Genomic DNA, 13,253 nt, shown 5'->3' with positions numbered 1-13,253 from the left:
ATTTTTTCTACGAGAATGTAATTCGATCTTACAGCGATTTGATTATATAGGTTAGAGTTTACTCTAAGGCAAATGTTTTTTATAATCAGGGTGACTTTCAAAATAAAATAGATTAGAGGATTTGCATGTACACGATTAGCGAGGTATCCAAGTTATTGGAGATAACCACATATACACTGAGATATTATGAAAAAGAAGGGATCGTTGCTCCGTTACGCAATGCCAATGGAGAAAGGGTATATGATGATACTCATCTTGCTTGGCTGCGATTTGTACTGAGGTTGAAACAAACCCAAATGCCCATCTCACAAATCCGGCAATATGCCCAGTTATATTTAGAAGGAGAACATACAAGCCAAGCCCGCTTGAATCTTCTGGAAGATCATAGAAGCTCAGTTCAAGATCAAATCAGACATTTAACAGAGACAGAGAAGATGCTGAACGACAAAATTGCTAATTACAAGGTCTTCATTAGTAAAGGGAATACACTGGATTTGTCTATGGATGATTAGTTGTAAAATTACGCTTCATCCATGAAAAAGGGGATTACCTCAGGCCTCACGGCCAACAGGTAATCCCCTTTTCCTCATACATATGGATCTGTTGCAGCGTTTATTATTTCAGAGGAATTTTGATCTCTAGTTGCTTGTTGTAATTTTTAACTACATTACCTTTGGCATCTACTTTATAAGCCCCTGCAGTGCCTTTTTCAAACACCGCTTGATAAGGTCTGATAATGAGATATTCTGCGGCCGGGCGAAGCGCCTCGAACAATAAATCTTCAGAAACAGTATTATGGGTTGTTGCAACAGATTCCCGTGCAATATATTCTAATTCGTTTCCCAGATTATCATAAATATCATATCCTAAAGCCTGTGCTTGGGTAGCAACCCCTTTAACTGCTAAAGCAATGCGCACAGAAGTCTCTCCCACAGCAACACGATTAGTTTTGATTTCAAATTGGTTGTCTTTCTTTAAAGCTGGTAGCTGAATGTTACGCGCTACTCCTGCTTGCTTAAGAGAAAACTTTAGTACATACGGATCTTCAATTCCGTTAAGCTTCACATGGATGCTCAATTCAGAGGAAGCCAGGCTTGCCTTTTGCTGCTCAGTTAGCCATCCGGTCTGCAATACAACAACCGCCTTGTTGGCGTCACCATCACTGATCCAGCGTGGTGATTTAAAATCAATTCCACCTGAATTAGTGAGCTTGGCGTCTACTGCCATAATGGTTCCTTCTGCAAGGTAAGGCTCACCTTTATCGTTCAAGGTTACACCTGCGAGCATTCCTGAGAACAGGGATCCCTCACGGCTCAGATCGATCTTAATATAATTACCGTCAAACTGTGCACTGCCCTTTAAAGTAAGCTGATCGTGTGAATCGGCGACTTTTGTTGTATTCAGGGAAGCTTCAGCGGCGGTTTGAACACTGGCTGCTTGGGTTAAAGCCGGCATTCCCAACGCTCCAAGGCATACAGCAGCACTTAAAATTACAGACAATTTCGTTGTCATTTTCTTCATGATATCATTCTCCTTAGTGTTTATTTAACTAGCACGTTTATTTCCAGACCATCGATATAATGCTTCACAGGATTTCCGGAGCTGTCTGTTTTGAATGCGCCACTCTTACTTTTTGGATCCTCGAACTCATAAAGATAGCCACGGATTGTGAGCATATTGGGATGTTTCTCGAACGGCTCTACAAGCAGATTCAGATCCTGTGATCTATTGGATGAAAGGAGTGCTTTTTGCGATATATTTTCCAATACCAGTCCCTGTTCATCCGTCACTTCAAAGCCCAATGTATTAAAATCTGCGTAATCCCCGTCAGTCTCTTGTTCAATGTTGAGTAACAGGCGCGTGGTTAATGGGCTATATTCCAGCTTTTGCAGCGTCAGACTCCATCCCTCTGCTTGTGCGCGCATATCAGGTACGACAATACTATTTTCTGTAACCTTACGTGCAGGAATCTCCAGAATGTATGGTGTATCTATACCGTTTAAAAGAAGGGTTACAGTCAGTTCAAATTGATCAGGGAAAGGCTTGGTGATCCCCAAATTCGAAGAATCCACCAGTTGAAAAATAGCTGTACTCTGCTCCTTGCCTTCCATCCAGGTTAGAAAAGGAACAGCTTCCCAATGACCATCTGAGAATTCCTCCATTGAAACCCCATCGATCAAAACTTCTGCGGACATTATTGAACCTTTGCCTAGAAAAGGCTTCCCATCCGCTCCAATCGTCACGCCGGTGAGCTTCCCGTCCAGCCCTTCTCCCTCGCGCTTCACTGAGAATGCCAATCGGTTGCCATCAAATACAGCCTCTTCGGCAGACAAGGTGATTCCATCATGCGTATCACTACTATTCGGTCGGGTAATCAGACCCAGACGCTGAGCAGCTTGCAATCCTATATCATCTGCCCGTTCAAAAATTCCGCCTATCCATGGAAGCTGCTTGAGTGCATTGGCCAACGTTGGCGGATAGACGGCCGTTAGCATAACACTTAGCACTATCGCTGCAGATACAGCAGCTGCGATTTTTGGATATATCCGTTTTTTCTTTTCCTTTTCCACAGGATCCTGGACAATTGTGGCGAGTGATGCATAAATCGAATCCTGCCGCGACCGCAGTAAAGGTGGAAGCTCCTGTATATTAGCCTTTCCTAGCTCCCTGATCTGCTTTTCTAAATTGTTATTATTCATTAGCAAGACCCTCCTCCCGCACAGGATGTATCTGTTTGGACAACAATCTCCGTGCGCGATGAAGTCGTGCCCTGACCGCTCCTTCGGAGATGTCGAGCACATCTGCAATCTGCTTAATGGATAAATCGTCATAATAAAAAAGCACGATAGCAAGCCGCAGGGATTCGTCCAACTGATTAATGAAGCTTTGCAGGTCTACGTTGCCTGAATCTTCAAAATGCACATAGGAATCGACCGGTTCTTCGGGAATTTCCGCCACAGCTATAGTTCGCTCTCGCATACGAAGTAACTGATTGCATTCATTAATCAGGATGCGTATAACCCAGGTTTTAAAAAACTTAGGCTGCTTAAGGTTGGCCAACCCTTTATACACCTTCAGTGTCGTCTCCTGAAGAGCATCCGCGCAATCTTCATCTTTTAGCAGAATGGTTTTGGCTAATCTGTACAACTGGGATTCCAGTTGCCTAAAAAGACGGGTAAACGCCTCGTGGTCGCCTTTCTGCGCTTTTTTGATATCCAGTTCGTTTTCCAGCAAATGATTTTTCCTCCTTGAGGGCCCTCTGTATGATTAGATGGAGAAGGCATACAAAAAGTTATATTTGGATAAAAAAATCTGAAATCTATTTAATATCATCTATTCCAGAATAATGGAAAACGAAGATTAAAGCCTATAAAGCTTGCTTAAGCATACAAAATGTTATCTTTTCATCCGTTACTAAATATTTTAACTATTGGTATATTGATTTGTAAGTGCTTACATAGCTTAGGACGCACACATATGCATCTGAAAATTTAGAATGGAAGGTGATCAGAACGTGAGAGTTAATCAAAAGGGTATCTCTGCATTTTTAGCAGTGTTATTGCTGCTAAGTTCATTCTCATTCAACATGAGGAGTGCTTTGGCTGCAGATTCGAACAGTTCTTTAATAGTAAATGGCGGTTTCGAGGACAATTTCTGGGAAGATGGATCATGGAGTGTCGATACGTCAGATTGGAATCAAGTAGAAATTAAGCATTTTGCATATGCCGATGATACTTGGCTAAATCCAGATGAAGGAGCTCATGCTTTCAAATATTGGATTAACAAAGTCGCTACTGGAAACCAGACCATCTCGCTTAAGCAGACTATAACGAACCTCCCTGCGGGAAGTTATGAGCTCTCAGTCAAGTCGATGGGCGGTACTGACAAAGAAACGGGGAATGTTGAATTGTTTGCGGGTGACGAGACGGCATCCGCTGTTGCTACCACTGGCTATAATGCTTGGGGAACGCTCAGCCTGAAATTTATCTTGAAGCAGGATACCCCGAGTCTTGAGGTTGGTGCGAACATAAGCGGCGCTCCAAGCGCATATGGATTTTTGGACAGCTTTGAGTTGAAACAGTTGAGTACGGATACGACCCAGCCGGTGGCTGCGGATATTTTTGTGAAGAAGGTGGAAGGACTCCAGCCTGATTTTATTAAGGGCGTGGACATCTCCAGTATTATTTCTTTAGAGAATAGCGGAGTCGAGTTTTACAATGAAAACGGAGAAGCGCAGGATATTTTTACAACCGTACATGAAGCCGGGGTCAATTACGTTCGGGTACGGATATGGAATGATCCTTTTGATACAGCTGGAAAAGGTTATGGTGGTGGCAATAATGATCTGGCCACCGCGATTGAAATTGGGAAAAGAGCGACCGCAAACGGCATGAAGCTGCTGGTGGACTTCCATTATTCCGACTTTTGGGCCGATCCGGCCAAGCAGCATACGCCTAAGGCATGGGCCAATCTGAGTTTCGAAGATAAGAAGACTGCACTTTACGAATATACCAAAGTAAGCCTGCAAGCCCTGCTTGATGCAGGTATTGATATTGGTATGGTTCAGGTAGGCAATGAAACGAATGGACAATTCGTTGGTGAATCTAATTGGACGAAGATGAGCCAATTGTTCAATGAGGGAAGCAAAGCCATTCGGGAGATCGATCCTAATATTCTGGTTGCTCTGCATTTTACAAATCCGGAGTCGGCAGGCAGATATGCCACTATAGCGAAGAATTTGCAAGATAACAATGTAGACTATGATGTGTTTGCAAGTTCTTATTATCCATTCTGGCACGGTACATTAAGCAATTTGACATCCGTGTTGAAGCAAGTAGCTGATACTTATGGTAAAAAAGTAATGGTAGCCGAAACCTCTTACGCGTATACCGCAGAAGACGGGGATGGACACGGAAATACAGCGCCGCAAAGCTCAGGGCAAACTTTAAACTACCCTATCAGCGTTCAAGGTCAGGCTAACTCGGTTAGAGACGTGATCGAAGCGGTTGCGAATGTGGGTAAAGCGGGAATTGGCGTGTTTTATTGGGAGCCTGCTTGGCTTCCGGTAGGTCCGAAAGACAATCTGGAGCAGAATAAGTTGATATGGGAACAGTACGGTTCCGGTTGGGCATCCAGCTATGCGAAGGAATATGACCCTGATGATGCAGGGGAATGGTATGGCGGAAGTGCCGTTGATAACCAGGCTTTGTTTGATTTTAACGGACATCCGCTTGCCTCGCTGAATGTGTTCAAATATGTGAATACAGGCGCAGTGGCCCCTATTGCTGTAGATGAAATTAAGGATGTTTCGATAACGGCGATTGCTGGGGAGCCAATCCATCTGCCAACAGACGTAAGTGTTACTTACAATGATGGAAGCTCCGGCAAGATGTCAGTGGTTTGGGATCTAGTTGCGCTTGAGCAAGCCATTAGCAAGGGCGCGGGCAGCTATGTGATCGGTGGAACGGTGGAAGGCGGTCAGGTGGTAAAGGCTCTTCTAGTTATTAAAAAAGAGAACTTTATCGTCAACGCAGGCTTTGAAAATAGCGATAGAAGCATGTGGAAAATCACCTATGCTGACGTTAATGCTCCACATACAGACTACCAAAATAAAGTTACAGATGCCAAAACAGGCAACTATTCACTACATTTCTACTCTGCGAAAGCAGTGGATTTTAGAGTAGAGCAGACTATTTCTGGTCTGAAGCCGGGATATTATAATCTTTCGATGTTTATTCAAGGGGGAGATGCTGCCAACCCCAATATGAATCTGTTTGCTGTAACGGATGGTAAGGAAGTAAAAGTAAACACCGGTGTGAAAGGATGGGCACAGTGGAATAATCCTGAGATCCAGGATATTCTCGTTACCGATGGATCCCTTACAATCGGAGCTAATATCAAAGCAGACGGCGGCGCATGGGGATCGATTGATGATTTCTATTTAAGCTTTGTCAAAGGTATTGAGGAACCTGCTATTGTTGATACGGATGCAGAAGTACAAAATATCACTTCTATGACAGCTACGGTTGGAGGAAATATCACTTCGGACGGTGGCGCTAAGGTTACAGAGCGAGGAATCGTATATTCTACTAGTGCCAATCCGACAATTGAGGATGGTAAAGTTATAGCTGAATCAGGTGGAACAGGAGCCTTTTCAGTAAGTCTTGCAGGACTTCAATCTGGAGCTACCTATCATGTACGTGCCTACGCAGTGAATGCAACCGGAGTAAGCTATGGACAAGAGATTACGTTTACAACATTAAGTTCTAGTGCAAGCTTGAATAGCTTGTATTTGAGCGGGATAACATTGGATCAAACAGTGAGCGGTAGTGTATACGACTATACAGCGGGTGTACCGTATTCTTTATCTAACTTCACAGTGACGGCAACGGCCAGCGATGCTGTTTATGGTACCTTGACAGTGAATATGTACAATAGTGCCAATACACTTGTGGCTGGTCCGATAAGTTTGGCAAGTGGGGCAACAAGCATAGAGCTTCCCCTTGAAGTAGGTAGTAACCGATTGGAGTTATTCGTAATTGCCCAAGATGGCACAGGTACGAGATACACAGCAACAATAACGAGAGCTGCCCAAGATAACGGTTCTGATGACAATGGAAACGGTGGTAATGATGGTGGTAGTACCTCTAATGTTGTACTTCCGGTTATCTCCTCCAATGGGAAACTGACGCTTCCTGCTGGTCAAGCGGGTGAAGTCAGATTGGATAATGGGCTTGTGATTTCTATTCCAGCTAATGCTTCAGGCAAGCAATTAACATTAACGATTGAGAAAGTGTTCGATTCGCAGAGTCTTCTCAGCAATCATGAGATTCTCGTAAGCCCGATCTATGAAGTTCTAAAAAACTTCGCGGAGAACTTTAATAAACCAGTCACGCTAACCTTTGTGTTCGATTCAGGACAAGTGAAGAGCGGCCAAACTGTAGCGATCTTTTATTATGATGAAGTGAAGAAGAGCTGGGTGAAAGTTAATGGCGGCAAAATAGATGGAAATCGCATTGCTGCAGATGTGGATCACTTTACGAAGTTTGCTGTACTCGTAGTGGATCAAGCGACTGGATCACCGGTAACCAATGCATCTACTGAACCGACAACAGAGGCCCAATTTAGCGATATCTCGGGACATTGGGCACAGGCTAATATTAAGAAAGCGGTGAGCGAAGGGATCGTCAAGGGTTATACCGACGGAACGTTCAAACCGAATGGTGCGGTGACACGCGCTGAATTTGCGGTGATGCTGATGAATGCGCTGAAGCCAACAGGAAACGGTGTGGAATTGGGCTTCACAGATACAATCCCTGCTTGGGCTGAGAAGTCCATTGCACAAGCTTTAGAGGCGAAGATTATACGCGGCTATGAGGATGTTACATTCCGTCCGGCAGCGAGCATAACACGTTCGGAGCTAGCAGTTATGATCTCTAGAGCAGCAGGGGGAGATTTAACAACGGCGGCATCAACAGGCTTTGCTGATGATAGCCAAATTCCTGCATGGGCAAAGGATGCGGTTGCAGCCGTGAAGAAATCAGGCATTGTGAGCGGGCGTAACGGCAATGTATTTGCACCAAATGAGACCGCAACAAGAGCAGAGGCAGTAACCATCATTATGAATCTGCTGCAAACTAAATAGTAAACCTACTGTAGTAAGAAAAAAGACCGTCCTTAGGACGGTCTTTTTGTCTATTCTCTATGTGCGCCCAAGCTTGGCATTCAAAAAAAGAAGAACCAGCAGAGTCTGCTGGTTCTTCTTACTTATATAAATAATTTGCATGCAAAGAAAGATCGTGATATTATAAAATAATCACTGTTGATTTCACTAATTTACACATAAGTGTAACATCTTATCTACACTATTATAATACCATGTGGATTAACAGTTTGTCAAATTTTAATTTTTGCTTCTTTATAACAAGAATGAAAAGGAGCGTGTTCGTGAAGATGGTAAACGTAATGGATTGGCAGCAAGAACAAGATCGGCTTGATTTGGTTACGGAAAAGCTGCAATCAAGAATCGCAGAACTAGAACCAGAAGTGACTGGGCTACGTGATCAAGTGGTGGACATTCGCAAGCGGTTTTGGGAAGAAGTCACGGTCAATACGAGCACAGACGAAGATTTCGAAGAGACCTTCTACAGTATAAAGCAGCAAGAAGCATTGTTGTCCGAGCGAGAGCGCAGCCACCGGCAGCGGGTGCAGCGTTTTAAGAATATGAAACGGCTACTGCCGTCTCCCTATTTTGGGCGAATGGATTTTCAAGAAGATGGTTTGGGCTTGAGTGAGAAAATTTATATCGGAGTGGCTTCTTTCGTTGATGCAGACGGTGTGGACTTTCTGGTGTATGACTGGCGAACGCCTATTGCAAGCATGTATTATGATCATTCCCCAGGGCCATCTACTTACGAAACGCCGGGAGGACAGATTACAGGTGAGATGATGCTGAAGCGGCAATATCAGATCCGTTACGGTCAGCTCCAGAACGTGTTCGATACGAGCTTAACGATCGGGGACGAATTGCTTCAGCAGGTGCTTGGCAAAGGCGCAGATTCACAAATGAAGAGCATTGTGGCGACCATCCAGAAGGAACAGAACGCCATCATCCGCAATGACAAAAGCCGTATGCTTATTGTGCAAGGAGCGGCTGGCAGCGGAAAAACGTCCGCAGCGCTGCAACGGGTAGCGTATTTATTATACAAACACCGCGATAGGCTCAAGGCAGATCAGATCGTTCTTTTTTCGCCAAATCCGATGTTTAACAGTTATGTATCGACGGTGCTCCCTGAGCTCGGGGAAGAGAATATGCAGCAAACGACCTTTCAGGAGTACCTTGCCTATTGGCTCGGATCCACGATGAATTTGGAGGACCCCTTCGAGCAGATTGAATATGTACTGACGTCACAATCCTCGCAGGGGTATGAAGCACGGTTAACGGGGATGCAATATAAGGCTTCTGAGGCTTTCCTGCATGCTCTTCAAAGCTACGCGTTATGGTTAGGCAAAGAAGGTATGCTGTTCCACAGTATCCGTTTCCGGGACCGCGAGTTGATTACTGCGGAGCAAATGAAGTCGCAATTTTACAGCTACGACAGCTCTATACGATTGGCTAATCGCGTTGCTTTACTACGTGAATGGCTGCTGCGTGAGCTGAATAAGCTAGAGCGTCAGGAAATGGAAGCGCCCTGGGTTCAAGATGAAGTCGATTACCTCGACAACGATCAATATGCCGAAGCTTACAGTGAGGTGCTTAAGAAGTACCGGCGAGAGGAAGCTGTCTTCGATTTTACAGAGCAGTATCTTGAAATCTATGGCGATTTTCGTACTCAGAAGGACGGGGAAGAGAATGTCTTTGACTTTAGCTCGCAGGAAGATGAGTTGCTGCGTCGTATGATCGTGAAGGAGCACTTCAAACCGCTAAGACGGGATGCCAAACGGTTGAAATTCATAGATACGATTGGATTATACGAGCAGTTATTTAGGGATGAAGCCACTTATCAGAAAATGACGGGTGAGACCGAAGTACCTGATCAATGGCCAGAAATCTGTATGCAAACGAAGGAAAAGTTGAGCCTTATCGAACTGTTTTATGAAGATGAGACCCCATTCTTGTATTTAAAAGAGCTTATCGAGGGTTCTCGTACGAATACAATGGTGCGGCATTTATTTATTGATGAAGGACAGGATTATTCGCCGTTCCAATTCGCGTTCCTCAAGCAATTGTTTCCCCGCGCCAGCATGACAGTACTCGGCGATTTCAGTCAAGCGATTTTCCCGCAAGCGACGAATCTGCAAGAGGTGGATTCTCCTTTGATCCGGCTTTATGGTGAAGAGGAAACGAACCTATTTCGTTTAATCCGAAGCTATCGTTCGACTCGCGAGATTGTGGAGTTTACGAAGGCGCTGCTAACTAATGAAGAGATCGTGCCTTTTGATAGGGGCGGCAAGAAGCCGCACCTATTGAAGGCTAGCAATGAGGTGGAGCGGGCGGTGCGGATAAAAGAGGATCTTGCGGCGCTTATGGCCGAAGGTCTCGACTCCATCGCCGTTATTACTAAGACTGCTGCGGATAGCCGCGAAGCCTATGAAGCACTGCTTGCACAGGGGGGCGAGAATCTAAGGCTTATTACGAAGGAGACGCTCACCTTTGAGAAGGGAACGCTAATTATTCCTGCGTATCTTGCTAAGGGCGTAGAATTCGACGCCGTGCTAATTTACGATGCTTCTACGCAGACTTATCATCGGGAGAGCGAACGTAAACTCTTTTATACAGCTTGTACGCGCGCGATGCATCGACTTCTGCTGTACACGACAGGCGATTGGTCGGGCTTTATTCAAGCCTTGGATGCATCTTTATATGAAGTAGTGTAATTAGACATATCAAAATCAACCTCTTCAAGAAATTCGATAACTTCCCCATTGGGGCTGTGAACGATCGCGTTCTTGATCAGAAGAGGCGGTTCACCAAGAGAAATAGAATCTGGTGCTATAAAAGCCTTTGCTCCATGAGCAAGGGCTTTTTGGTACATTTCATCGACATTATCGACGTAGAAGGCGAAATGTAAGAGTGCTCCGTGAGCTATATCCTCTTCAGACAAGGCTTTTTTCCCTTGGGCGGCAATGACTGCATCGTTATCAAAAATCTCTATGCAAGTTCTTTGATCAGGTGAAATAAGCATCGAAGCTTCTTTGATTTGAAAGGAGGGCAGACTCCAATGATGACCTAACTTAAATCCTAAGACGTCAATGTAAAATGAAATTGTTGCTTTATAATCTTTGGCTTGAATCGCTATATGTGCAAGACCTTTTACGCTCATTATTAATCACTCCTATATCTAATGTACTATTTATTATAGTTGGATTAAAATAGGAGATACATATATAAGATAAGTGTTTTATCCTGACATGGTTATTGAATATAAGGTATTTTAGTTGAATGGGTTTATTTATTAAAAAGAGCTAGGAGGCGCTTGATATGGAACATCTTATGGATGATATTGATAAAAAGATTATGCAATTATTGCAGTACAATGCTCGAATGCCCATTTCACAAATCAGCAAAGAGGTTTCGATGTCACAACCATCCGTTAAAGAAAGAATCATTAAGTTGGAGGAAAGGAACATCATATCGGGGTATCATACAGCTTTTAATTTGCGGGATCTGAACCGGGGTACGACTACTTTTATTCTAATCAAAACAGAACATTGCCAAGAGCTCACCGATTTTTGCAACGATGCTATGGAAGTTACCGATTTGTTCCGCATTAGTGGAGAATATAATTATCTCATTAAGGTACAGACCTCAACGATTGAGGCGCTTGCTGAATTTCAAGATCACCTTATAAAGTTCGGACCTTCCAAATCGCATATCAGCTTGAAAAATATTTTGGAGAACAGAGTGCTACTCTAAAGCGAAGTTTTCAAATACAAGATATAGTAACCGCTTTCTTTTCGTTGTAAAATGGGTCAAAATAGCAGTCGTATGGATACGTATATAAGGGAGCATGCGCATGGAGAGGAAACTGTCTAGTAAAAAGTATATTCCATTCACATACAAGATGATGATTCCGTATCTCATTCTTGTATTGCTGACAGATGTGCTGGTTGGCTATATAGCCTACACAATGCTCGTAGAGTCCAGGACTGAAATGGCGGAAACGAATGTCCGGACCGCATTAAAGCAGACGAGGAACAACATCGAATACCAGACAGATGAAATCAAACGTATGACCAACTCGCTGTTTCTAAATACGAATTTTCAGAATGCCCTTCAGTTCAGGGGAGATCCTTTGGAAAATATGCTCAAAATGAGAGATGATATCGTTCCTTATATGAAGGCCCCTCTGCAACTGTATGGGAACAAGCTGAGACTTGCGCTTTTTACGGTCAATGAGACGATGCTTGAAATTACCGGTGATGATATGTCGACACCTATCGGTCGAAGTGATTATTATGTTCTTTCTGATCAGGTGATCGTGAATACGGAGTGGTTTAAGTCGATTGTTGCGAATAATCAAGACAGTTTGTGGCTTCAAGCGGATACCGACCGTGAGCTAGGTAATATTTCATATTTCCGTAAGCTTGTTTCTTCCAAGGCAGCACCTGCGATTATCGGATATATTCGCGTTACGGCGAGGATTGATGAGCTATTTGGTAATTTTGATACTTTTCCGATTGAACAGGGGATTGAACTTCGTCTGTTGGATAGGGCTACAGGAATGACTTTGTATGAACAAGGTGTTGCTGCTGAAGATACGAAACAAGATGCTTATTTAATTATTAGTGAAGATATTCCGGTATCAAGCTATGTCATTGAGGCGCGCGTACCTCACTCTTATTTGAACAAAGATGCTAGTAGAATGCGGAAGGTGATTAGTACCGTTTGTTCCATCAGTTTTTTGGTGATGGCTATTATCGGTTTTCTAGTTGCACGTATATCTGGCAAGAAAATCAAGCGGATTGTGTATTTGGTTCGATCGTTTCAGGAGGGGAATTTTTATAAAAGAATCGGATTTCCAGGGAACGATGAATTTGTCTATATCGCTAATAGCTTCAACCAAATGGCGACCAGCATTCAGGAACTCATCCGGAACGTCTATGTGCAGGGCATTCAGAAAAAGCAAGCGGAGCTGGATGTGCTTCAAGCCCAGATCAGTCCGCATTTCTTGTACAATACGCTGTCGACCATCGGCAGTCTGGCCAATTTGGGGGAAGTGGAGAAGGTTACGCAGATGGTACAAGGCCTCTCCAAATTTTATCGACTCACATTAAACGATGGGCATGTATATATCTCCCTTGAAAATGAGCTGGAGCAGGTGAGGATGTATCTGGAAATTCAGAGAGTGAAGTATGCGGACGCCTTTGAGGTTTATTATGATGTCGATCCGGAAATTTTACAGGTGCCTATTATTAAGCTGATTTTACAGCCGTTTGTGGAGAATATATTCAAGCACGCCTGGTTCGGGGAGACTATTGCGATTCGTATTACTGGAAAGCGGCTGGGTGACCGCATCGAACTCAAGGTCATTGATAACGGGATCGGCATGCGGCCGGAGACACTTCAAAACATGCGATCAAGCGCATATCAACCAGGCAGCTACGGTCTGAGAAACGTGGAAGAACGAATTAAACTGCGATACGGTAGCGATTTCGGCATTCAAATCGGTAGCTATTTTGGAGCGGGAACGACAGTTCAAATTATTTTACCGGTGGAAAATGCAGAGATCAGGGAAGTGATGGGGGAGTGA

At 43.9% G+C, this 13,253-nt stretch carries 9 protein-coding genes; 5 read left to right on the top strand and 4 right to left on the bottom strand.

Features of this window, described 5'->3' with window-relative positions:
• The first annotated feature begins 125 nt into the window (after positions 1-125).
• A complete protein-coding gene (locus tag MKX41_RS24235; protein WP_076285022.1) occupies positions 126-512 on the top strand; it encodes a MerR family transcriptional regulator in 387 nt (128 codons plus the stop codon).
• 103 nt (positions 513-615) lie between these two features.
• Here MKX41_RS24235 and MKX41_RS24230 read toward each other — a convergent pair whose 3' ends face one another.
• The 3 genes from MKX41_RS24230 to MKX41_RS24220 are packed head-to-tail and all read right to left on the bottom strand — an operon-like array spanning position 616 to position 3,234.
• Positions 616-1,521, bottom strand: a complete 906-nt coding sequence (locus MKX41_RS24230; RefSeq protein ID WP_076285021.1) for a DUF5643 domain-containing protein — start codon at positions 1,519-1,521, stop codon at positions 616-618.
• Positions 1,522-1,541: 20 nt separating this feature from the next.
• A complete protein-coding gene (locus tag MKX41_RS24225) occupies positions 1,542-2,699 on the bottom strand; it encodes a DUF4179 domain-containing protein (protein ID WP_076285020.1) in 1,158 nt (385 codons plus the stop codon).
• Positions 2,692-3,234 (bottom strand): sigma-70 family RNA polymerase sigma factor, encoded by a 543-nt coding sequence (locus MKX41_RS24220; protein WP_231573368.1) that lies wholly within the window; start codon positions 3,232-3,234, stop codon positions 2,692-2,694. Before MKX41_RS24220 ends, MKX41_RS24225 begins: the two co-directional genes overlap by 8 nt.
• 352 nt (positions 3,235-3,586) lie before the next feature.
• Here MKX41_RS24220 and MKX41_RS24215 point away from each other — a divergent pair, with 352 nt between their 5' ends.
• Both MKX41_RS24215 and helD read left to right on the top strand, forming a co-directional pair.
• Positions 3,587-7,645: a glycosyl hydrolase 53 family protein gene (locus MKX41_RS24215; protein ID WP_340975058.1), complete on the top strand. Its 4,059-nt coding sequence runs from the start codon at positions 3,587-3,589 to the stop codon at positions 7,643-7,645.
• 308 nt (positions 7,646-7,953) lie between these two features.
• A complete protein-coding gene (gene helD, locus MKX41_RS24210; protein WP_340975056.1) occupies positions 7,954-10,377 on the top strand; it encodes an RNA polymerase recycling motor HelD in 2,424 nt (807 codons plus the stop codon).
• On the opposite strand, the gene MKX41_RS24205 is transcribed toward helD, so the two are convergent.
• Complete coding sequence (locus MKX41_RS24205) at positions 10,341-10,823, bottom strand: VOC family protein (protein ID WP_076298072.1); 483 nt, start codon at positions 10,821-10,823, stop codon at positions 10,341-10,343. The two genes, helD and MKX41_RS24205, sit on opposite strands and share 37 nt — an antisense overlap.
• 158 nt (positions 10,824-10,981) lie before the next feature.
• On the opposite strand from MKX41_RS24205, the gene MKX41_RS24200 reads away from it, so the two are divergent.
• Entirely contained in the window at positions 10,982-11,416 is a 435-nt protein-coding gene (locus MKX41_RS24200) for an Lrp/AsnC family transcriptional regulator (RefSeq protein ID WP_076285015.1), read from the top strand.
• 100 nt (positions 11,417-11,516) lie between these two features.
• Positions 11,517-13,253: a sensor histidine kinase gene (locus tag MKX41_RS24195; protein ID WP_076285014.1), complete on the top strand. Its 1,737-nt coding sequence runs from the start codon at positions 11,517-11,519 to the stop codon at positions 13,251-13,253.

It is taken from the genome of Paenibacillus sp. FSL R5-0475 (assembly GCF_038004585.1).
GTDB lineage: Bacteria > Bacillota > Bacilli > Paenibacillales > Paenibacillaceae > Paenibacillus_AQ.
Note: the sequence above shows the minus strand (reverse complement) of the source record. Positions and strands in the feature narration are given on the sequence as shown.